At 72.8% G+C, this 20,985-nt stretch carries 19 protein-coding genes; 1 reads left to right on the top strand and 18 read right to left on the bottom strand.

Features of this window, described 5'->3' with window-relative positions:
• The 14 genes from A2U95_RS18135 to pyrR form a co-directional block, all read right to left on the bottom strand.
• On the bottom strand, positions 1-2,126 hold a 2,126-nt coding region (locus A2U95_RS18135), incomplete at its 3' end, for a primosomal protein N' (protein WP_166025346.1).
• Between the two features lie 120 nt (positions 2,127-2,246).
• On the bottom strand, positions 2,247-3,455 hold the full coding sequence (gene metK / locus A2U95_RS18130) for a methionine adenosyltransferase (protein WP_166023830.1): 1,209 nt from the start codon (positions 3,453-3,455) through the stop codon (positions 2,247-2,249).
• A 182-nt stretch (positions 3,456-3,637) separates the two neighbouring features.
• Positions 3,638-4,867 (bottom strand): bifunctional phosphopantothenoylcysteine decarboxylase/phosphopantothenate--cysteine ligase CoaBC, encoded by a 1,230-nt coding sequence (gene coaBC, locus A2U95_RS18125; protein ID WP_240957356.1) that lies wholly within the window; start codon positions 4,865-4,867, stop codon positions 3,638-3,640.
• Positions 4,868-5,018: 151 nt separating this feature from the next.
• Positions 5,019-5,303, bottom strand: a complete 285-nt coding sequence (gene rpoZ / locus A2U95_RS18120) for a DNA-directed RNA polymerase subunit omega (RefSeq protein ID WP_108957089.1) — start codon at positions 5,301-5,303, stop codon at positions 5,019-5,021.
• Between the two features lie 256 nt (positions 5,304-5,559).
• Complete coding sequence (gene gmk / locus A2U95_RS18115; RefSeq protein ID WP_166023828.1) at positions 5,560-6,156, bottom strand: guanylate kinase; 597 nt, start codon at positions 6,154-6,156, stop codon at positions 5,560-5,562.
• Between the two features lie 37 nt (positions 6,157-6,193).
• Positions 6,194-6,517 (bottom strand): integration host factor, encoded by a 324-nt coding sequence (locus A2U95_RS18110; protein ID WP_108957087.1) that lies wholly within the window; start codon positions 6,515-6,517, stop codon positions 6,194-6,196.
• 300 nt (positions 6,518-6,817) lie between these two features.
• Positions 6,818-7,660, bottom strand: coding sequence for an orotidine-5'-phosphate decarboxylase (gene pyrF, locus A2U95_RS18105; RefSeq protein ID WP_166023826.1), 843 nt, complete (start codon positions 7,658-7,660; stop codon positions 6,818-6,820).
• A complete protein-coding gene (locus A2U95_RS18100; protein WP_166023824.1) occupies positions 7,657-8,808 on the bottom strand; it encodes a quinone-dependent dihydroorotate dehydrogenase in 1,152 nt (383 codons plus the stop codon). The genes pyrF and A2U95_RS18100 overlap by 4 nt, the downstream gene beginning before the upstream one ends.
• A gap of 53 nt (positions 8,809-8,861) precedes the next feature.
• On the bottom strand, positions 8,862-12,173 hold the full coding sequence (gene carB / locus A2U95_RS18095; protein ID WP_166023822.1) for a carbamoyl-phosphate synthase large subunit: 3,312 nt from the start codon (positions 12,171-12,173) through the stop codon (positions 8,862-8,864).
• The gene (carA, locus tag A2U95_RS18090; protein ID WP_166023820.1) at positions 12,166-13,305 is read right to left on the bottom strand and encodes a glutamine-hydrolyzing carbamoyl-phosphate synthase small subunit; all 1,140 of its coding nucleotides are present in this window, start codon (positions 13,303-13,305) and stop codon (positions 12,166-12,168) included. The genes carB and carA overlap by 8 nt, the downstream gene beginning before the upstream one ends.
• Positions 13,302-13,895 carry a PH-like domain-containing protein gene (locus A2U95_RS18085; RefSeq protein WP_166023818.1) on the bottom strand — a complete coding sequence of 198 codons (594 nt, stop codon included), beginning with the start codon at positions 13,893-13,895 and terminating at the stop codon, positions 13,302-13,304. Before A2U95_RS18085 ends, carA begins: the two co-directional genes overlap by 4 nt.
• Positions 13,892-15,181 carry a dihydroorotase gene (locus A2U95_RS18080; RefSeq protein ID WP_166023815.1) on the bottom strand — a complete coding sequence of 430 codons (1,290 nt, stop codon included), beginning with the start codon at positions 15,179-15,181 and terminating at the stop codon, positions 13,892-13,894. The genes A2U95_RS18085 and A2U95_RS18080 overlap by 4 nt, the downstream gene beginning before the upstream one ends.
• Before the next feature lie 26 nt (positions 15,182-15,207).
• On the bottom strand, positions 15,208-16,203 hold the full coding sequence (locus A2U95_RS18075; protein WP_166023813.1) for an aspartate carbamoyltransferase catalytic subunit: 996 nt from the start codon (positions 16,201-16,203) through the stop codon (positions 15,208-15,210).
• A 92-nt stretch (positions 16,204-16,295) separates the two neighbouring features.
• On the bottom strand, positions 16,296-16,889 hold the full coding sequence (gene pyrR / locus A2U95_RS18070) for a bifunctional pyr operon transcriptional regulator/uracil phosphoribosyltransferase PyrR (RefSeq protein ID WP_166023811.1): 594 nt from the start codon (positions 16,887-16,889) through the stop codon (positions 16,296-16,298).
• Positions 16,890-17,185: 296 nt separating this feature from the next.
• Here pyrR and bldD point away from each other — a divergent pair, with 296 nt between their 5' ends.
• The gene (bldD, locus tag A2U95_RS18065; RefSeq protein ID WP_166023809.1) at positions 17,186-17,686 is read left to right on the top strand and encodes a transcriptional regulator BldD; all 501 of its coding nucleotides are present in this window, start codon (positions 17,186-17,188) and stop codon (positions 17,684-17,686) included.
• Positions 17,687-17,811: 125 nt separating this feature from the next.
• Here the strand turns inward: bldD and nusB are convergent, their stop codons facing one another.
• The 4 genes from nusB to A2U95_RS18045 all read right to left on the bottom strand — a co-directional run bounded on the left by nusB (position 17,812) and on the right by A2U95_RS18045 (position 20,873).
• The gene (gene nusB / locus A2U95_RS18060) at positions 17,812-18,246 is read right to left on the bottom strand and encodes a transcription antitermination factor NusB (protein WP_166023807.1); all 435 of its coding nucleotides are present in this window, start codon (positions 18,244-18,246) and stop codon (positions 17,812-17,814) included.
• Positions 18,247-18,248: 2 nt separating this feature from the next.
• On the bottom strand, positions 18,249-18,815 hold the full coding sequence (gene efp / locus A2U95_RS18055; RefSeq protein ID WP_166023805.1) for an elongation factor P: 567 nt from the start codon (positions 18,813-18,815) through the stop codon (positions 18,249-18,251).
• Positions 18,816-18,877: 62 nt separating this feature from the next.
• The gene (locus A2U95_RS18050) at positions 18,878-20,020 is read right to left on the bottom strand and encodes an aminopeptidase P family protein (protein ID WP_166023803.1); all 1,143 of its coding nucleotides are present in this window, start codon (positions 20,018-20,020) and stop codon (positions 18,878-18,880) included.
• A 112-nt stretch (positions 20,021-20,132) separates the two neighbouring features.
• Positions 20,133-20,873: an AAA family ATPase gene (locus A2U95_RS18045; RefSeq protein WP_166023801.1), complete on the bottom strand. Its 741-nt coding sequence runs from the start codon at positions 20,871-20,873 to the stop codon at positions 20,133-20,135.
• Positions 20,874-20,985: the final 112 nt, after the last annotated feature.

The following is a 20,985-nucleotide window of genomic DNA, read 5'->3' as shown; positions in this document are numbered from 1 at the left end:
AGGCGGACCGGGGTGGCGCCGCCGCGGGCCGTGCGGGCGGCCTGGGCGGACTTGAGGGCGGCGGCGAGCGCCGCGCCCCGCCCGGGCGGCACGCGGACCAGGGCCCGCTCCCAGACCTCCCCCGGCGGCGGCGCCCCTCTCCGCGCCGCCCGCCCCGCGGGCGTCACCGGCAACGGCACCGGCCCGAGCACCTCCGCCTCGGCCGGCAGCTCCGCGCCCGCGAGGAACTCCGCCACCGCCTCCGGCGGCCCGGACACCGACGCCATCCGCGACACCGGCGGGAACCCGAGCTCGGCCCGTTCGGACAGCTCGCGCAGCGCGTGTCCCACCGGGTCCCACCGCACCAGCGCCTGCACCGGCCGCAGCGTCGGCTCGGCGACCACGACGACCGTCCCCCCGGCGTCCTGGCCCCGCACCAGCGCCGCCGCGGCGATCCAGCGCCGCAGCGCCTCCTCGCCGGAGCGCAGGTCCTGGCGTCCCAGCATGGCCCAGCCGTCGAGCAGCAGCGCCGCCGCGTAGCCGCCCTCGGCCACCGGCTCGGCCCCCGGCGTGGACACCACCAGTGCCGGCGCCCCGGGGACGGTGTCCAGCACCTGCTCCCGCCCCGAGGTGCGCACCGGCACGGAGGGGAAGGCCCGCCCCAGCTCCTCGGCGGTCCGCCGCGCGCCCACCACGCTGGCGCGCAGCCGGAACGCCCCGCACTCCGGGCAGTGCCACTCCGGCTCCGCCCGTCCGCACCAGCCGCAGGCCAGCCGGGTCTCGTCCTGGCCCTCCAGCGGCCCGGCGCAGTGCCGGCAGCGGGCGGGCGTCCGGCAGTTCGCGCAGGCCAGCCGGGGCGCGTAGCCGCGCCGCGGCACCTGCACCAGCACAGGTCCGTGCCGCAGCCCCTCGCGGGCGGTCTGCCAGGCCAGGGTGGGCAGCCGGGCGACCCGCGCCGCCTCGTCGCGGGCGAGATCCTGGTCGCCGACGGTGCGCACCAGCGGCGCGGCGGTCCGCACCAGCGCCCGGTCCGCCACCAGCGGCCGCGCCCAGCCGCTCTCCACGAGCTGCGCGGCCTCCACCGTGGTGCTCCAGGCGCCGAGGAGGAAGCCGCAGCGGTGGTGGGCGGCCCGCAGCTCCAGGACCTCGCGGGCGTGCGGCTGGGGGGCGTGCGGCTCGCTGTGGCTGTCGTCGCCGTCGTCCCAGATCACCACCAGGCCGAGGTCGCGGACCGGGGCGAACATGGCGGCGCGGGTGCCGACCACCGCGCGGACCGCGCCGCGCCGCACGGCCAGCCACTGCCGGTACCGCTTCTCCGGCCCCGCGTCGGCGGTCAGCAGGACGTGGCGGCCCTCGCCCAGCAGGGCGGTGAGGGCCGCGTCGACCCGTGCGGCGGCGCGGCCGTCGGGGACGACGACCAGCGCGCCGCGGCCGGAGGCCAGGGTGGCGGCCACGGCGCGGGCGATCTCCTCGCTCCAGGCGGGGCCCGGCAGGGCGTTCCACACGGCCCGCGGGGAGCCGCCGAGGGCCAGGCTCTCCAGGAACGCCGGCCCGTTCTCGTACCGGCCCCAGGGTCCGGCGCCGGGCGCGGGGGGCGGCGGCAGCGGATCGGGGGAGGGAGCCCTCTCCGCCTTGGCGTTGCGCGGCGGCACGGCGAGCTGCAGCACGTCGGCGAGGCTGCCGGCGTAGCGGTCGGCGACGGCGCGGCAGAGCGCGAGCAGGTCGGGCCCGAGGACCGGCTCGGGCGACACCACTTGGGCGAGGGCGGCGAGGGGGCCGCTGTAGTCGGACTCGTCGAGCCGGTCGACGATGAACCCGTCGACCAGGCCGCCGCCCTCGCGCCGGCCGCCGCGGACGCGGTTGCGGCCCGCGCCGAAGCGGACGCGGACCCGGACCCCGGGCCGGGCGTCCGCGTCCAGCTCCGCCGGGACGGCGTAGTCGAAGTAGCGGTCGAGGTGCAGGACGCCCTTGTCGACGAGGACACGGGCGACGGGGAGTTCCCCGGCGACGGCGGCGCCGCGCCAGGTCCGCGGCTTGGCCCGCGGGACCTTGGCCTTCGCCTCGCGGACGCTCTCCCGGATGAGCGCGAGCTGCTCGGGCGGCGCGCCCTGCCCGCCGCCCTCCCCGGAGGTCTCTTCGCTGCTCACGCCGCCATTCTTCCACCGGGCTCGGACAACGTGCGGTGCCGTGCCCCGCGGTGGCGCACGGCCGAGGCCCGGCGCCCCGACGGGGGAACCGGGCCTCGGCCACGCGCGCCGGGGGGGCGACTACACCCCGGCCGCCTTCTTGAGCGCGTCCACGCGGTCCGTCCGCTCCCACGTGAAGTCGGGCAGCTCACGGCCGAAGTGGCCGTACGCCGCCGTCTGGGCGTAGATCGGCCGCAGCAGGTCCAGGTCGCGGATGATCGCCGCGGGCCGCAGGTCGAAGACCTCGGAGATCGCGGCCTGGATCCTCTCGACCTCGATCTTCTCCGTGCCGAAGGTCTCGACGAACAGGCCCACCGGCTCGGCCTTGCCGATCGCGTACGCGACCTGCACCTCGCACCGCGAGGCGAGACCGGCCGCGACGACGTTCTTGGCGACCCACCGCATCGCGTAGGCGGCCGAGCGGTCCACCTTGGACGGGTCCTTGCCGGAGAAGGCGCCGCCGCCGTGACGGGCCATGCCGCCGTAGGTGTCGATGATGATCTTGCGGCCGGTGAGGCCCGCGTCACCCATCGGGCCGCCGATCTCGAACCGCCCGGTCGGGTTGACCAGCAGGCGGTAGCCCTCGGTCTCCAGCTTGATGCCGTCGTCGGAGAGCGCCTTCAGCTCCGGCTCCACCACGTACTCACGGATGTCCGGGGTCAGCAGCGAGTCCAGGTCGATGTCCGAGGCGTGCTGCGAGGAGACGACCACGGTGTCCAGGCGGACCGCCTTGTCCCCGTCGTACTCGATGGTGACCTGGGTCTTGCCGTCCGGGCGCAGGTAGGGGATCGTCCCGTTCTTGCGCACGTCGGACAGGCGCTTGGACAGGCGGTGCGCGAGGAAGACCGGCAGCGGCATCAGGGTCGGCGTCTCGTCGGAGGCGTAGCCGAACATCAGGCCCTGGTCGCCCGCGCCCTGCTTGTCGAGCTCGTCGTCGTCGCCCTCGACGCGGGCCTCGTAGGCCGCGTCGACGCCCTGGGCGATGTCGGGGGACTGCGAGCCGATGGAGACCGACACGCCGCAGGAGGCCCCGTCGAAGCCCTTCTTGGAGGAGTCGTACCCGATCTCGAGGATCTTGTCGCGCACCAGCTGCGGGATCGGGGCGTAGGCCTTGGTGGTGACCTCGCCGGCGACGTGCACCAGGCCGGTGGTGATCAGCGTCTCGACCGCGACGCGGGAGGTCGGGTCCTCGCGCAGCAGCGCGTCGAGGATGGTGTCGCTGATCTGGTCAGCGATCTTGTCGGGGTGACCTTCGGTCACGGACTCCGAGGTGAACAGGCGACGGGACACAACGCTCCCTGGGGTTGCAGCGGCTGCTGGCTGAATTCTTGGCGGCGCCTCGGGGCTGCGCCCGGACGTCCGGCACAGTCTAGTCGGTCCTGCCCGTTTGGCGGGCCACCGATCTCAGCCTACGGGCGGAAGGCCGCTGGACGGACGGGGACATCCGGGCCATTCCCCCCGGGCCCGCGGCCTCATCCGGTCAGCCGGGCGGCGACCAGGTCCCACACCACGTCGGCGAGGTCCTCCTTGGGGCCGTGCGGCACCGGCGTCTCGCCGCCGTCGGCGGCGAGCACCAGCGCCTCGTTCTCCTCCGACCCGAAGGTCAGGTCCTCGCCCACCTGGTTGACGACGAGGAGGTCGCAGCCCTTGCGCTTGAGCTTGGCCCTGCCGTTGGCCACGACGTCGTGGGTCTCGGCGGCGAAGCCGACCACCACCTGGCCGGGCCGGGCCCGGTCGGCGGAGATCTCCGCCAGCACGTCCGGGTTGCGCACCAGGGCCACCGGCTCCGGTTCCCGGCCGTCCTTCTTCTTGATCTTGCCCTCGGCGTAGACGGCGGGCCGGAAGTCGGCGACGGCGGCGGCCATCACCACGGCGTCGGCGTCCCGGGCCGCCTCCACCACGGCCCGGCGCAGTTCGACGGCGGTGCCGACGCGGACCACGTCGACCCCGGCCGGGTCGGGCAGGGAGGCGTTGGCGGCGACCAGGGTGACCCGGGCGCCGCGGGCGGCGGCTGTGCGGGCGAGGGCGTAGCCCTGCTTCCCGGAGGACCGGTTGCCGAGGAACCGGACCGGGTCCAGCGGCTCGCGGGTGCCGCCCGCGCTGATCACCACGTGGCGTCCGGCCAGGTCGGCCGGCGCGGGACCGCGGGTGAGGACCCGGCGGCAGAGCTCGAAGACCTCCACCGGGTCGGGGAAGCGCCCCTTGCCGGTGTCCGCGCCGGTGAGGCGGCCCACGGCCGGCTCGATCACCACCGCGCCGCGGCGGCGCAGCGTCGCCACGTTCTCCTGGGTGGCCGGGTGCTCCCACATCTCGGTGTGCATGGCCGGGGCGAAGACCACCGGGCAGCGGGCGGTGAGCAGGGTGTTGGTGAGCAGGTCGTCGGCGAGGCCGTGGGCGGCCTTGGCCAGCATGTCGGCGGTGGCCGGGGCGACGACGACCAGGTCGGCGTGCTGTCCGATGCGCACGTGCGGCACCTCGTGCACGGACTCCCACACCTCGGCGGAGACCGGGTTGCCGGAGAGCGCGGACCAGGTGGGCGCGCCGACGAAGTTCAGCGCGGAGGCGGTGGGCACCACCCGGACGTCGTGGCCGGACTCGGTGAACCGCCGCAGCAGCTCGCAGGCCTTGTAGGCGGCGATGCCGCCGCTGACGCCCAGGACGATCCGGGGCCGGCCGTCCGTCTCGTGCACGCTCGTGTCCACCGTGTCTCTCCCTGAAGTGAATGCCTGCGTGGCTTTGAGCCTACGGGGGTGACGGAGCCGCCTCGGGAGGCACCCGGGCAGACCGCAGGCCCGGCAGTGGGACTGCCGGGCCTGGGGTGCGGAAAACGGGTGGCTCCGGGGAGCCGGCGCCTCAGCGCGTCGGGTCCGTCGCCGGGCCGTCGACGGCCTCGGAGGTGAGCAGACCGGCGTTGATCTCGCGCAGGGCGATCGAGAGGGGCTTCTCGTGGACGTGGGTGTCGACGAGCGGGCCCACGTACTCGAGGAGGCCCTCACCGAGCTGCGAGTAGTACGCGTTGATCTGGCGGGCACGCTTGGCCGCATAGATCACCAGGCTGTACTTCGAGTCGGTGGCCTCGAGGAGCTCGTCGATCGGCGGGTTGATGATGCCCTCGGGCGCGGTCATGGAAGAGGACACGCTCTGACCTTCCGATAAGGGTGAATGAGATCTGGAGCTCTCCCGCCCGATCGCTCCGGCGGGGTTGGCGGGCACCGGGTGCACGCCCCTACGACGGTCCTCCCGACCGCCGGACAGGTCCTTGACCTGCCGTGTGCCGGCATGCACGTTTTCGACACGTGCGTCCGGCCGACACCCCGGAGTATAGCCGCGCGGCCGGGCGATCCGCGCAGCGTACCTCGGACCGGCCCCTCGCACGAGGGGCCGGCGAGGAGCGTCAGACGGCGCCCATCAGCGTCAGCAGCTCGCGGGCCACGGCGTCTACGGAGGTGTTGACCAGCGTGACGTCGAACTCCGGCTCGGCGGCCAGTTCGACCTTGGCGGCCTCCAGCCGGCGCTCGATGACCTCCGGCGACTCGGTGCCGCGCCCGGTGAGCCGGCGCACCAGCTCGTCCCAGGACGGCGGCGCGAGGAACACCAGCTGGGCCTGCGGCATGGACTCGCGCACCAGGCGCGCGCCCTGGAGGTCGATCTCCAGCAGCACCGGCTTGCCCGCCTCGAGCCGCTCCATCACGGCCCCGCGCGGGGTGCCGTAGCGGTTGCCCGCGAACTCGGCCCACTCCAGCAGCTCGCCGTTGGCGATCATCTTGTCCATCTCCTCGTCGGTGACGAAGAAGTAGTGGACACCGTCCTGCTCGCCCGGCCGGGGCTTGCGGGTGGTCGCCGAGACGGAGAGCCACACGTCGGGGTGCTCGTTGCGCATATGGGCGACGACCGTGCTCTTGCCGACCCCGGAGGGGCCGGAGAGCACGGTCAGACGCGGACGTACGTCCTGGGGGACGGGGGTGGTCGTCCCCCGGGGTGTTGCAGCCATGCGCCGATTATTCCAGCAATCCCGGGCGCACCGGGACTCAGGAGGCGCTGCCGCCGAACTCGCGCTCCAGGGAGGCGATCTGGTTGGAGCCCAGGCCGCGCACCCGGCGGCTCTCGGAGATCCCGAGCCGCTCCATGATCTGCTTGGCGCGGACCTTGCCCACGCCCGGCAGCGACTCGAGCAGGGCGGAGACCTTCATCTTGCCGATGACGTCGTTCTCCTGGCCCTGCTTGATGACCTCGTGAAGGGAGGCGCCGGAGTGCTTGAGTCGATTCTTGACCTCGGCCCGCTCCCGGCGAGCCGCGGCGGCCTTTTCGAGCGCGGCTGCGCGCTGTTCGGGGGTAAGGGGCGGAAGAGCCACGCCTACGTCACCTCGGATGTCGAACTGTCGGATACGGACCGGTGAGGAACCTGCTTGCCCCACACCTGGCGAGCCACACACCGCAGTTGGCCTGTGGCTCTGGTCGGAGACTAGCGCTCCGGACAGCGAGAGTCAGCGAGAACGACGGAAAAGTCCTGGTCAGACTCGCCAGCGGCGCGATCACTGCCGACATTTACGACATACCGGAGCGGTTTCGCGCGTCGCGTGGCGGAGATACGGATGGAGCGCGTCCGCCGCGGGGGGCCTTCCCCGCGGCGGACCGCGTCCCTCGGCGTGCCCTCAGCCCGCCACCGCGGCGCGGATCTCGTCCGCGAACCGCTCCGCCGCGTCCCGCAGCGCACCCGTCGAGGGGCCCGCGCGCAGGACGCCGCGGCTGACGTTGGGGACGACGTCGCGCACCGCCGCGCCGAAGACGCGCGGGAGGTCCGCCGGGGTGGCCCCCTGGGCGCCGATGCCCGGGGCCAGCAGCGGGCCGTTGATGTCCAGGTCGTAGAAGGACAGGTCGCCGAGCGTCGCGCCGACCACCGCGCCGAAGGAGCCGAGCGGCTCCTCCCCCGCGTTCTCCTCGGCGAGGTGCGCCAGCATCGTCGCGCCGATCCTGCGGCCGTCGGCGCGCACGGCGTGCTGGACCTCGCCGCCCTCGGGGTTGGAGGTGAGGGCCAGGACGAACAGCCCGGCGCCGTTCTCCCGGGCCAGGTCCACGGCCGGCTTCAGCGAGCCGTAGCCGAGGTACGGGGAGACGGTGAGGGCGTCCGAGAAGAGCGGTGCGTCCGCGCGCAAGAACGACTCGGCGTAGGCGGCCATGGTGGAGCCGATGTCGCCGCGCTTGGCGTCCATCACCACCAGGGCGCCGGCGGCGCGGGCCTCCTCCACCGACTTCTCCAGCACGGCGAGGCCGCGGGAGCCGAAGCGCTCGAAGAAGGCGATCTGCGGCTTGAGGACGGCGACCCGGCCGGCCAGCGCCTCCACCACGGTGCGGCTGAAGCGCTCCAGCCCGGCCACGTCGTCGGCCAGGCCCCAGGAGCCGAGCAGCGAGGCGTGCGGGTCGATGCCGACGCAGAGCGGGCCGCGCTCGTCCATGGCCCGGCGCAGGCGCGCGCCGAAGGGTTCCAGGTGGCTCATGCGGCGTTCCCCTTCTCCGGGTTCTCCGGGTTCTCCGGGTTCCTCACGTCTTTGCGGACGTCGGCGCCGACCGCCTCGGCGAGGGTGGCGTAGGGGCTCTGGCGCAGGCGCTGGGCCAGGCCCTTGTGGATCGCGCGGGCCCACAGGGGGCCCTCGTAGATGAAGGCGCTGTAGCCCTGCACGAGCGTGGCGCCGGCCAGGATGCGCTGCCAGGCGTCCTCGGCCGTCTCGACGCCGCCGACGCCGACCAGGGTGATCCGGTCGCCGACGCGGGCGTGGAGGCGGCGCAGCACCTCCAGGGAGCGCTCCTTCAGCGGAGCGCCGGACAGGCCGCCGGTCTCCTGCACCTGGGCGGGCGAGGAGCGCAGGCCGAGGCCGGCCCGGGCGATGGTGGTGTTGGTGGCGATGATGCCGTCCAGCCCCAGTTCGACGGCGAGGTCGGCGACGGCGTCCACGTCCTCGTCGGCGAGGTCGGGGGCGATCTTCACCAGCAGCGGGACGCGCCGTTCGGGCACCGTGCGGTCGGCGGCCTCGCGGACGGCGGTGAGCAGCGGGCGCAGCGCCTCGGTGGCCTGGAGGTTGCGCAGGCCGGGGGTGTTGGGCGAGGAGACGTTGACGACCAGGTAGTCGGCGTGGCGGGCGAGCCGCTCGGCGGACTTCACGTAGTCGGCGGCGGCCTCCTCCTCGGGGACGGCCTTGGTCTTGCCGATGTTGACGCCGACGACCGGCCTGAAGACCGGCTCGCGGGCGGCCAGGCGGGCGGCGACGGCGGCGGAACCGTCGTTGTTGAAGCCCATCCGGTTGATCAGCGCGCGGTCGGCCACCAGCCGGAAGAGGCGCTTCCTGGGGTTGCCGGGCTGGGCCTCACCGGTGACGGTGCCGATCTCGACGTGGTCGAAGCCGAGCATGGCCATGCCGTCGATGGCGACGGCGTTCTTGTCGAACCCGGCGGCCAGGCCGAACGGGCCGTGCATCCGCAGGCCGAACGCCTCGGTGCGCAGCTCGGTGTACCGGGGGGCGAGCCAGGCGGCGAGGAAGGTCCGCAGGACGGGGATCCGGGCGGCCAGGCGGATCCACCGGAAGGCGAGGTGGTGGGCGTTCTCCGGGTCCATGCGGGAGAACACCAGGCGGAAGAAAAGCTTGTACATGAAAAAGGGCTCCTCATGAGGAGGGGGACACCTTCCGGTGTCCCCCTCGTCGGTCACTGTCCGCGCGACGCGGTCAGCTGTTCCGCGTGTTCCTGCAGGGAGCGGACCGAGACGTCGCCCTGGGTGAGGGCGTCGATGCCCTGCACCGCGGCGGCGAGCGCCTGGACGGTGGTGAGGCAGGGGACGCCGCGGGCGACGGAGGCGGTGCGGATGTCGTAGCCGTCGAGGCGGCCGCCGGTGCCGAACGGCGTGTTGACGATGAGGTCGACCTGGCCGTCGTGGATCAGCTGGACGATGGTCCTCTCGCCGTTCGGGCCCTCGCCCTCGGACTGCTTGCGCACCACGGTGGCGGGGATGCCGTTGCGGCGCAGGACCTCGGCGGTGCCGGAGGTGGCGAGCAGCTCGAAGCCGGCGGCGGCCAGCTCGCGGGCCGGGAAGATCATCGAGCGCTTGTCCCGGTTGGCGACCGAGATGAAGGCGCGGCCCTTGGTGGGCAGCGGGCCGTAGGCGCCGGCCTGCGACTTGGCGTAGGCGGTGCCGAAGACCGAGTCGATGCCCATGACCTCGCCGGTGGAGCGCATCTCCGGGCCGAGGACGGTGTCCACGCCGCGGCCGTGCACGTCGCGGAAGCGCGACCACGGCATCACGGCCTCCTTGACGGAGATCGGCGCGTCCAGCGGCAGGTCGCCGCCGTCGCCGTTCGCCGGCAGCAGGCCCTCGGCGCGCAGCTCGGCGATGGTGGCGCCGAGCGAGATGCGCGCGGCGGCCTTGGCGAGCGGCACCGCGGTGGCCTTCGAGGTGAAGGGCACGGTGCGCGAGGCGCGCGGGTTGGCCTCCAGGACGTAGAGGATGTCGCCCGCGAGCGCGAACTGGATGTTGATCAGACCGCGGACGCCGACGCCCTTGGCGATGGCCTCGGTGGAGGCGCGCAGCCGCTTGATGTCGTAGCCGCCGAGGGTGATCGGGGGCAGGGCGCACGCCGAGTCGCCGGAGTGGATGCCGGCCTCCTCGATGTGCTCCATGACGCCGCCGAGGTAGAGCTCGGTGCCGTCGTAGAGGGCGTCGACGTCGATCTCGACCGCGTCGTCGAGGAAGCGGTCGACCAGGACCGGGCGGTCCGGGGAGATCTCGGTGGACTCGGCGATGTAGGCCTCGAGGCGGGACTCCTCGTAGACGATCTCCATGCCGCGGCCGCCGAGCACGTAGGACGGGCGGACCAGGACGGGGTAGCCGATCTCGTCGGCGATCCTCTTGGCCTCGGCGAAGGTGGTGGCGGTGCCGTGCTTGGGGGCGGGCAGGCCGGCCTCGGCCAGGACGCGGCCGAAGGCGCCGCGGTCCTCGGCGGCGTGGATCGCCTCCGGGGAGGTGCCGACCACGGGCACGCCGTTGTCCTTGAGCGCCTGGGACAGGCCCAGCGGGGTCTGGCCGCCGAGCTGGACGATCACACCGGCGACCGGGCCCGCCTGCTGCTCGGCGTGGACGATCTCCAGGACGTCCTCCAGGGTGAGCGGCTCGAAGTAGAGCCGGTCGGAGGTGTCGTAGTCGGTGGAGACGGTCTCCGGGTTGCAGTTGACCATCACGGTCTCGTAGCCGGCGTCGCTGAGCGCGAAGGAGGCGTGGACGCAGGAGTAGTCGAACTCGATGCCCTGGCCGATGCGGTTGGGGCCGGAGCCCAGGATGATCACCGCGGCGCGCTCGCGCGGGGCGACCTCGCTCTCCTCGTCGTAGGAGGAGTAGAAGTACGGGGTCCTCGCGGCGAACTCGGCGGCGCAGGTGTCGACCGTCTTGTAGACCGGGCGGACGCCGAGGGCGTGCCGGACCTGGCGGACGACGTCCTCGCGCAGGCCGCGGATCTCACCGATCTGCTGGTCGGAGAAGCCGTGGCGCTTGGCCTCGGCGAGCAGGCCGGGGGTGAGCTCGGGGGCGGCGGCCAGTTCGTCGGCGAGCTCCTTGAGCAGGAACATCTGGTCGACGAACCAGGGGTCGATCTTCGTGGACTCGAAGACCTCCTCCGGGGTGGCGCCTGCCCGGATCGCCTGCATCACGGTGTTGATGCGGCCGTCGGTGGGGCGGACGGCCTCGGCGAGCAGCTCGGCCTTGTCGCCGGGGTCCCCGGTGAAGGTGAACTGGCTGCCCTTCTTCTCCAGCGAGCGCAGCGCCTTCTGGAGCGCCTCGGTGAAGTTGCGGCCGATGGCCATGGCCTCGCCCACCGACTTCATGGTGGTGGTGAGGGTGGAGTCGGCGGAGGGGAACTTCTCGAAGGCGAAGCGGGGGGCCTTGACCACGACGTAGTCGAGCGTGGGCTCGAAGGAGGCCGGGGTCTGCTCGGTGATGTCGTTGGGGATCTCGTCCAGCGTGTAGCCGACGGCCAGCTTGGCGGCGATCTTGGCGATCGGGAAGCCGGTGGCCTTGGAGGCGAGCGCGGAGGAGCGGGAGACGCGCGGGTTCATCTCGATGACGATGACCCGGCCGTCCTCGGGGTTGACCGCGAACTGGATGTTGCAGCCGCCGGTGTCGACGCCGACCTCGCGGATGACGGCGATGCCGATGTCGCGGAGGACCTGGTACTCGCGGTCGGTGAGGGTCATCGCCGGGGCGACGGTGATGGAGTCGCCGGTGTGGACGCCCATCGGGTCGAAGTTCTCGATGGAGCAGACGACCACGACGTTGTCGTGCTTGTCGCGCATCAGCTCCAGCTCGTACTCCTTCCAGCCGAGGATGGACTCCTCCAGGAGGACCTCGGTGGTCGGGGAGAGCGTGAGGCCCTGGCTGGCGATGCGGCGCAGTTCCTCCTCGTCGTGGGCGAAGCCGGAGCCGGCGCCGCCCATGGTGAAGGAGGGGCGGACCACGACCGGGTAGCCGCCGAGCGTCTCGACGCCGGCGAGGACGTCGTCCATCGAGTGGCAGATGACGGAGCGGGCGGACTCGCCGTGGCCGATCTTCTTGCGGACCTCCTCGACGACCAGCTTGAACTGGTCGCGGTCCTCGCCCTTGTGGATGGCCTCCACGTTGGCGCCGATCAGCTCCACGCCGTACTTGGCGAGCGTGCCGTTCTCGTGGAGGGAGATCGCGGTGTTGAGCGCGGTCTGGCCGCCGAGGGTGGGCAGGAGGGCGTCGGGGCGCTCCTTGGCGATGATCTTCTCGACGAACTCGGGGGTGATCGGCTCGACGTAGGTGGCGTCGGCGATCTCCGGGTCGGTCATGATCGTCGCCGGGTTGGAGTTGACCAGGATCACGCGCAGGCCCTCGGCCTTGAGGACGCGGCATGCCTGGGTGCCGGAGTAGTCGAACTCCGCGGCCTGGCCGATGACGATCGGGCCGGAGCCGATGACCAGGACGGACTGGATATCGGTGCGCTTAGGCACGCTGGCCCTCCAGGAGAGAGACGAAGCGGTCGAACAGGTAGGCGGCGTCGTGCGGGCCGGCTGCCGCTTCGGGGTGGTACTGGACGCTGAACGCGGGCCGGTCGAGGAGCCGCAGGCCTTCGACGACGTCGTCGTTGAGGCAGACGTGGGAGACCTCGGCGCGGCCGAAGGGGGTGTCGGAGACCTTGTCGAGCGGGGCGTCGACGGCGAATCCGTGGTTGTGGGCGGTGACCTCGACCTTGCCGGTGGTGCGGTCCTGCACCGGCTGGTTGATGCCGCGGTGGCCGTACTTCAGCTTGTAGGTGCCGAAGCCGAGGGCGCGGCCGAGGATCTGGTTGCCGAAGCAGATGCCGAAGAGCGGGGTGGAGCGCTCCAGGACGCCCCGCATCAGCTCGACGGGGTGGTCGGCCGTCTCCGGGTCGCCGGGGCCGTTGGAGAAGAACACGCCGTCGGGGTTCACGGCGTAGATCTCGTCGAGGGTGGCGGTGGCGGGCAGGACGTGGACCTCGATGCCGCGCTCGGCCATGCGGTAGGGCGTCATGCCCTTGATGCCGAGGTCGATCGCGGCCACCGTGAACTTCTTCTCGCCCTGTGCCGGGACGACGTACGCCTCGGTGGTGGCGACCTCCTCGTAGAGGCTGGCGCCCTTCATCGGGGCGGCCTCGCGCACCTTGGCGAGCAGCGCCTCCTCGGAGGCGACGGCCTCGCCGGAGAAGATGCCGACGCGCATGGCGCCGCGCTCGCGCAGGTGGCGGGTGAGGGCGCGGGTGTCGATGCCGCTGATGCCGACGACGCCCTGCTCGGCGAGCTCGTCGTCGAGGGTGCGGGTGGAGCGCCAGTTGGAGGGGACCCGGGCGGGGTCACGGACGACGTAGCCGGACACCCAGATCTTGTGGGACTCGCGGTCCTCCTCGTTCATGCCGGTGTTGCCGACGTGCGGCGCCGTCATGACGACCACCTGGCGGTGGTAGGACGGGTCGGTGAGGGTCTCCTGGTAGCCGGTCATGCCGGTGGAGAAGACGGCCTCGCCGAAGGTCTCCCCCACGGCCCCGTAGGCGCGGCCGCGGAAGATCCGGCCGTCCTCCAGGACGAGTACTGCGGGAGCCTTGGCTCCCCTGGTGGAGGTCGTCATCGTGCGCCTTCCGTCTGCTTGTCGTGCTGTTCGATCATGTCGTTGAGGGCGGCCACCCACGCGGGGTGTTCGGTCGACCGGTCGGAGCGGAACCCGGAGTCGATCAGCCGGTCGCCGTGCTCCCAGGTCACCACGAGCAGTCCGCCCTCGGTGAGGACCTTGCCGGCGATGCCCTTGTCGAGCCGGGCTCCGCGGAGCTGTCCGGCGGGGACGAAGAAGTCGTCCGCGCCGGGGCGGCCGACGGCCAGTCCGGCGTCGGTGAGGGTGAGCTCGGCCCGGCTCCGGGTGCCCAGGCCGCGGGCCACGATGCGGTCCAGCCACTGGTGGGCGGTGGTGGAGCCGTGGTAGCGGCCGGAGAGGGTCAGCTTCGGTTCGCCGGCCGTCCCGGGGGCCTGGGGCAGTTCGGGCAGGTCGCCCTGGAGGGTGCTGCGCCACTTCCAGCCCTCGCGCATCAGCCAGTAGACCAGCGCGACGAACAGGGCGAGGCCGACGACCCAGGCGATGCGGCCCGGCCAGTTGGTGACCTCGGCCGACTTGCGTTCGGCCTCGGCGGCGAGGTTCACGAGGAGGAGGGGGGTCGAGGTCGTCACGCGAGCTTCCCGTCGGAGTAGGTGGCCTTGCCCCGCAGCCACGTGTGGGTGACACGGCCCGGCAGCTCACGGCCCTCGTAGGGGGTGTTGCGGCTGCGGGAGGCGAAGCCCGCGGGGTCCACGCCTCCACGGTATGCGGTGTCGACCAGGGTCAGGTTCGCGGGTTCTCCGACGGCCACCGGACGGCCGTGGCCCTTGGCCCGTCCGATCCGGGCGGGCGCGGCGGACATCCGGTCGGCGACGCCGGCCCAGTCCAGCAGGCCGGTCTCCACCATGGTCTCCTGCACCACGGACAGGGCGGTCTCCAGGCCGACCATGCCCATGGCGGCGGCGGCCCACTCGCAGTCCTTGTCCTCGTGCGGGTGCGGGGCGTGGTCGGTGGCGACGATGTCGATGGTGCCGTCGGCCAGCGCCTCCCGCAGGGCCATGACGTCGCGCTCGGTGCGCAGCGGCGGGTTGACCTTGTAGACCGGGTTGTAGCTGCGCACCATCTCGTCGGTGAGCAGCAGGTGGTGCGGGGTGACCTCGGCGGTGACGTCGATGCCGCGGGACTTGGCCCAGCGGACGATCTCGACGGAGCCGGCCGTGGACAGGTGGCAGATGTGGACGCGGGAGCCGACGTGCTCGGCGAGCAGGACGTCGCGGGCGATGATCGACTCCTCGGCCACCGCCGGCCAGCCGCCGAGGCCGAGCTCCGCGGAGACCACTCCCTCGTTCATCTGGGCGCCCTCGGTGAGCCGGGGCTCCTGGGCGTGCTGGGCGACGACGCCGCCGAATGCCTTCACGTACTCCAGGGCGCGGCGCATGATCACCGCGTCGTGGACGCACTTGCCGTCGTCGGAGAAGACGGTCACGCCGGCCGCGGACTCGTGCATGGCGCCGAGCTCGGCGAGCTTCTCGCCCTCCAGGCCGACGGTGACGGCGCCGATGGGCTGCACGTCGCAGTAGCCGTGCTCCTGGCCGAGGCGGTACACCTGCTCGACCACGCCGGCCGTGTCCGCGACGGGGAAGGTGTTGGCCATGGCGAACACCTGGGTGTAGCCGCCCTTGGCGGCGGCACGGGTGCCGGTGAGGACCGTCTCGGAGTCCTCGCGGCCGGGCTCGCGCAGGTGGGTGTGGAGGTCGACCAGGCCCGGCAGGAGGACCTTGCCGTCCGCCTCGACCACGGTGTCGACGCCCTCGGCGTCCAGGCCGGTGCCGACGGCGGCGACGACGGCGCCGTCGATCAGCACGTCCTGCGGCTCGCCGCCGAGCACGCGCGCACCGCGGATCAGGGTCTTGCTCATGGGTTCTGCCTTTCCTCGGTGCGGGTTCACTCGCCGGGAGTGCGTTCGTGGGTGGTGCCGCCGTTGGCGGTGCCGCCGTCGGTCTTGCCGCCGAGCAGCAGGTAAAGGACGGCCATCCGGGTGAAAACGCCGTTGGCGACCTGCTCGGTGACGGTGCAGCGCTCGGAGTCGGCGACCTCGGCGGTGATCTCCATGCCGCGGACCATCGGGCCGGGGTGCATCACGATCGCGTGGTCGGGCATCTTCGCCATCCGGTCGCCGTCCAGGCCGTAGCGGCGGGAGTACTCGCGCTCGGTGGGGAAGAAGGCGGCGTTCATCCGTTCCCGCTGGACGCGGAGCATCATCACCGCGTCGGCCTTGGGGAGGGCGGAGTCGAGGTCGTAGGAGACCTCGCAGGGCCAGGTCTCCACGCCGACCGGCAGCAGGGTGGGCGGGGCGACCAGGGTGACGTGCGCGCCCAGCGTGTGCAGCAGGTCCACGTTGGAGCGGGCGACCCGGCTGTGCAGGACGTCGCCGACGATGGTGACGTGCTTGCCGGTCAGGTCCTGGCCGAGGCCGGCGTCCGGGCCGATCAGGCGGCGGCGCATGGTGAAGGCGTCCAGCAGGGCCTGGGTGGGGTGCTGGTGGGTGCCGTCGCCGGCGTTGATCACCGGGGCGTCGATCCAGCCCGAGGTGGCCAGCCGGTAGGGGGCGCCGGAGGCGCTGTGGCGGATGACCACCGCGTCCACGCCCATGGCGGCCAGCGTCTGGGCGGTGTCCTTGAGGGACTCGCCCTTGGAGACGCTGGATCCCTTGGCGGCGAAGTTGATGACGTCGGCGGACAGCCGCTTCTCGGCGGCCTCGAAGGAGATCCGGGTGCGGGTCGAGTCCTCGAAGAAGAGGTTGCAGACGGTGCGGCCGCGCAGGGCGGGAAGCTTCTTGACCGTGCGGTCGCCGACCCGTGCCATCTCCTCGGCGGTGTCGAGGATGTGGACGGCGTCGTCGCGGGTCAGGTCGGCGGCCGAGATGAGGTGGCGCTTCATCGGGCAGGCTCCGTGGGAAGGATCATCTGGGAGATTTCGGGCAGGCGCGGACGCGCGGGCGCACCCCGGGTGGCGCGGGTGCGCCGACGGGTCTACCGGCGTTCGCCCTGGGGGGCCGGCCTGGTGCCGAGCAGCACGGTGTCGCGACCGTCCTCCTCGGCGAGCTGGACCTTGACCGTCTCCCGCAGCGACGTGGGGAGGTTCTTGCCGACGTAGTCGGCCCGGATCGGCAGTTCGCGGTGGCCGCGGTCGACGAGGACGGCGAGCTGCACCGCCCGCGGGCGGCCGATGTCGTTCAGCGCGTCGAGCGCGGCGCGGACCGAGCGGCCGGAGAAGAGCACGTCGTCGACGAGGACGACCAGGCGGCCGTCGACGCCGTCACCGGGGATGTCGGTGCGGGCGAGCGCCCTCGGGGGCTGGAGCCGCAGGTCGTCGCGGTACATGGTGATGTCGAGGGAGCCGACGGGGATCTTCCGTCCGGTGATCTCCTCGAGCTTGTCGGCGATCCGCCGGGCGAGGTAGACGCCCCTGGTCGGGATGCCGAGCAGCACGACGTCCTCGGCGCCCTTGGCGCGTTCGACGATCTCGTGCGCGATGCGGGTCAGAACCCGCGCGATGTCCTGGGCCTCGAGCACGGCACGTGCGTCGGACCCCTGCGCCGCTGGTGCGGAGCTGTTCGTATCCATACGAAAAGGACCCCCTTCTCCGCCTCACGGGACGGACTTTAAAGGACGTCGTGTTTACGCCCCCTACCCTAACAGGCGCCCGAACACCCCGGCCCACCCCCCGCACCTCCGGGGATTCCCCCCGGGACTCACCCTTTCGGAGCAACTCGGCGAACCGATCATCGAACCGTCGGTCCGGACCATTCCGCTTGACGGGGGAGAGTAACGCTGCGTAACCTTACAGTGAGTTACCAACCGTGCGGCATGCCCCGCGAAGCACCGCAGACCGCACGCGCCGCCGACTGTCCGGGAGCTTTATGTCCAGCGAATACGCAAAGCAGCTCGGGGCCAAGCTCCGGGCCATCCGCACCCAGCAGGGCCTGTCCCTCCACGGTGTGGAGGAGAAGTCCCAGGGCCGCTGGAAGGCCGTCGTGGTCGGTTCCTACGAGCGCGGGGACCGCGCCGTGACCGTGCAGCGCCTGGCCGAGCTGGCGGACTTCTACGGCGTCCCCGTCCAGGAGCTGCTTCCCGGCACCACGCCGGGCGGCGCCGCGGAGCCCCCGCCGAAGCTGGTCCTCGACCTCGAGCGCCTCCAGCACGTGCCGGTGGAGAAGGCCGGCCCGCTGCAGCGCTACGCGGCGACGATCCAGTCCCAGCGCGGCGACTACAACGGCAAGGTGCTGTCGATCCGTCAGGACGACCTGCGCACCCTGGCCGTGATCTACGACCAGTCCCCCTCGGTGCTCACCGAGCAGCTGATCAGCTGGGGCGTCCTGGACGCCGACGCGCGCCGCGCGGTGGTCCACGAGGAGAGCTGACCCCTCCCCCGCCACCGGCCGGGCGAACAAACACGCGACACGAGCACGCGGAAACGAAAACGCCGAAGGGCCCCAGCGGCACGCTGGGGCCCTTCGGCAATGCGGCGTCGTGACGAGCGCGCGGCTCAGGCCTCTTCCCGCCGCAGCGACGGCTTGAGGTCCTTCAGCCGTCCCAGCAGTCCGTTGACGAACGCGGGCGAGTCGTCGGTCGAGAACTCCTTGGCCAGCTGCACCATCTCGTCCAGCACCACGGCGTCGGGGGTCTCATCCATCCAGATGAGCTCGAAGGCACCGAGCCGCAGGATGTTGCGGTCGACGACCGGCATCCGGTCCAGCGTCCAGTCCACCGCGTACTGGGCGATGAGCTCGTCGATGCGGCGCACGTGGTCCGCGTATCCCTCGACCAGCTGCATCGTGTACTCGCTCACCGGCGGCTGCCGGGAGTCGTTCCGGGAGTGCCGGACCCAGTCGGCCAGGACGGACAGCACGTCGGCGCCGCGCTGGTCGGCCTCGAAGAGGATCTGGAAGGCGCGCTTGCGGGCCGTATTGCGGGCAGCCACGGTTAGCTGTTCACCCGGCCGAGGTAGTCGCTGGTGCGGGTGTCGACCTTGATCTTCTCACCGGTGGTGATGAAGAGCGGAACCTGGATCTGGTGACCCGTCTCCAGGACGGCCGGCTTGGTGCCACCGGTGGAGCGGTCGCCCTGGACGCCCGGCTCGGTCTCGGCGACGGTCAGCTCGACGGCGGCCGGCAGCTCGACGAAGAGCACCTCGCCCTCGTGCTGGGCGACCGTGGCGGTGAAGCCCTCGACCAGGAAGTTGGCGGCGTCGCCGACGGCCTTGCGGTCGATCATCAGCTGGTCGAAGGTGTCCATGTCCATGAACACGAAGTACTCGCCGTCCATGTACGAGAACTGCATGTCGCGCTTGTCAACGGTGGCCGTCTCGACCTTGACGCCGGCGTTGAAGGTCTTGTCGACGACCTTGCCGGAGAGCACGTTCTTGAGCTTGGTGCGCACGAAGGCCGGGCCCTTGCCGGGCTTGACGTGCTGGAACTCGACGACGGACCAGAGCTGGCCGCCTTCGAGCTTGAGCACCATGCCGTTCTTGAGGTCGTTCGTGGAAGCCACGGTTGCGGAATCTCCTGGACTGACGTGGACGACCCCGGGGCAGGAGCGCCGCGGCCCGGAGGCTACAGCGCGAGCAGCTCCTTGGTCGTGATGGTGAGTAGCTCGGGTCCGCCGTCCGCCTCGGGGCGCACGACGAGCGTGTCATCGATCCGGACCCCGCCCCGACCGGGGAGGTGAACCCCCGGCTCGACGGTGACCGGCACGCAAGCGTCCAGTTTACCCATGGTCGCGGGGGCCAACTGCGGGTCCTCCGCGATTTCCAGTCCCACACCGTGTCCGGTGCGGGCGGGCAGGGCGCTGCCGTAGCCGGCGGAGGCGAGGACCTGGCGTGCCGCCCGGTCCACCTCGCGGTGCTCGGCGCCCGGCGCCAGGGCCTCCCGCCCCGCCCGCTGGGCGGCGAAGACCACGTCGTAGAGCTCGATCTGCCAGTCCGCGGGGGTGGTGCCGATGACGAACGTACGGCCGATCTCGCACCGGTATCCCTGGTAGGCGGCGCCCATGCAGACGGAGAGGAAGTCGCCCTCCTCCACCCTGCGGTCGGTGGGCCGGTGGCCGGGCCGCCCGGCGTGCGGGCCGGTGGCCACCGAGGTGGGGAACGCCGGGCCGTCGGCGCCGTGGTCGACCAGGCGGCGCTCCAGTTCCAGCGCGAGGTGGCGTTCGGTGCGGCCCACCAGGATGGACTCCAGCAACTCGCCGAGCGCCTGGTCGGCGATCTCCGCGCCCGCCCGCAGGCAGGCGATCTCCTCCTCGTCCTTGACCACCCGCATCTGCTCCACGGCGGTGCCGAGGTCGGTGAGCCGGAGCCGGGAGGCCACCGAGCCGATGGCGCGGTGGCGGGCCACGGTGAGGTGGTGCTCCTCCACGGCGAGCGAGTCGGCGCCCTCCTCGGCCGCCAGTCCGGCCGCGGCCACCGCGGCGTCGCCGCCCTCGGGGGACAGGCTCCCGCCCAGCGGGCGGATCCGCAGCAGGTCGTCGGGCCGGCCGCCCTCGCGGGCGCCGGCCGGCTGCTGTTCCTCCAGCGGGTGCGGGCAGAGCAGCACGTCCTCGGCGCCGTCGCGCGGCGCGAGCAGCAGCGCGGCGCCCGGCGGGGCCGCGCCCGCCAGGTACCGCACGTTGGCGGGGCGGGTGACCAGCGCGGCGGCGCTGCCGGCAGCGTGGCAGCGTTCCCTCAGCCGCGCCCGACGGGCGGCGAACACCTCTGGCATGGCCCGAGCGTATGTTCCGCCGTGTCCGGCCGCGTCCTGAGCGCCGCCGGTCGGGGGGCGGCGCCCTCCCCGTGCCTCCGGACGGGCCGGCGCGGCCGGGGCCGGGCCGGCGTCACCACTGCGGGGGCGCCGCCAGCGAGCGGGCCAGCACCTCGTCCAGCAGCCGGGCGGTGGTGGGGACGTCCATCTGGGAGTTGTCGATGATGGGCAGGCCCGAGCCGTACCAGCCGGCCATCCGCCCGTGGATCCGGGCGACCTCCTCGTCGGTGAGCCGCCGGTTCCCGGAGCGCCGGGCGTTGCGCTCCAGCACGACCTCGAGCCCCGGCAGGAGCACCACCGGCAGCAGTCCGGGGCCCACGTGCCGCTTCCAGCCGCCGAGGCCGAGCACCGGGCGGTCGGGGAAGACGGCGTCGTCGATGACGCAGGAGATGCCGTTGGCGAGGAAGTTGCGGGCGGCGAAGCCGCAGGTGCGGCGGGCCAGGCGGTACTGGGTCTCGGACTGCTCGTTCCATCCGGTCTGCGGGTCGGCGAAGCCGGACCGCACCCATTCGCGGACGTCGTCCAGGCTGACGTGGGCGGTGGGCACCCTGCGGTGGTCGGCCCAGTACTTGGCGACGCTGGTCTTGCCGGCCCCGGCGGGGCCGATCAGCAGGACCGCGAGGACCGCCGTCCGCGGGTCGGGCGGCGGCGCCACGGGATGGACGCCGCCCGGCGCGGGAGGCGCGCCCGGGGCGGGCACCGGGCCTCCCTGGGGCAACGGCATCTGACCGGTCGCCTCCGGCGCCTGCCCCGCCCAGGCGGTCCGCCCGGGCCCGTGGGGAGGCGGCAGTTCGGACCCCACCGCGTGCTGCATCGCCTGCCACTCCGTCTCGTGGTCGCATACGTCGTACCGGCCGTCGGAACGGTACCGCCCCGCGCCGTCTGGTGGGGAACGGGCGGGGCGGCGGGAAAGTGCCCCCGGGCCG

Origin of the sequence: Streptomyces chilikensis (genome assembly GCF_001642695.1) — a bacterium.
GTDB classification, from domain to species: Bacteria; Actinomycetota; Actinomycetes; order Streptomycetales; family Streptomycetaceae; genus Streptomyces; species Streptomyces chilikensis.
Note: the sequence above shows the minus strand (reverse complement) of the source record. Positions and strands in the feature narration are given on the sequence as shown.

What these genes read in the sequence shown, in the direction of transcription:
- A2U95_RS18075 (WP_166023813.1), bottom strand. Translation starts at nt 16,203, where the DNA reads ATGAAGCGCCACCTCATCTCGGCCGCCGACCTGACCCGCGACGACGCC.
- pyrR (WP_166023811.1), bottom strand. Translation starts at nt 16,889, where the DNA reads ATGGATACGAACAGCTCCGCACCAGCGGCGCAGGGGTCCGACGCACGT.
- bldD (WP_166023809.1), top strand. Translation starts at nt 17,186, where the DNA reads ATGTCCAGCGAATACGCAAAGCAGCTCGGGGCCAAGCTCCGGGCCATC.
- A2U95_RS18045 (WP_166023801.1), bottom strand. Translation starts at nt 20,873, where the DNA reads ATGCAGCACGCGGTGGGGTCCGAACTGCCGCCTCCCCACGGGCCCGGG.
- pyrF (WP_166023826.1), bottom strand. Translation starts at nt 7,660, where the DNA reads ATGAGCCACCTGGAACCCTTCGGCGCGCGCCTGCGCCGGGCCATGGAC.
- carA (WP_166023820.1), bottom strand. Translation starts at nt 13,305, where the DNA reads ATGACGACCTCCACCAGGGGAGCCAAGGCTCCCGCAGTACTCGTCCTG.
- A2U95_RS18100 (WP_166023824.1), bottom strand. Translation starts at nt 8,808, where the DNA reads ATGTACAAGCTTTTCTTCCGCCTGGTGTTCTCCCGCATGGACCCGGAG.
- gmk (WP_166023828.1), bottom strand. Translation starts at nt 6,156, where the DNA reads ATGGCTGCAACACCCCGGGGGACGACCACCCCCGTCCCCCAGGACGTA.
- A2U95_RS18080 (WP_166023815.1), bottom strand. Translation starts at nt 15,181, where the DNA reads ATGAGCAAGACCCTGATCCGCGGTGCGCGCGTGCTCGGCGGCGAGCCG.
- A2U95_RS18050 (WP_166023803.1), bottom strand. Translation starts at nt 20,020, where the DNA reads ATGCCAGAGGTGTTCGCCGCCCGTCGGGCGCGGCTGAGGGAACGCTGC.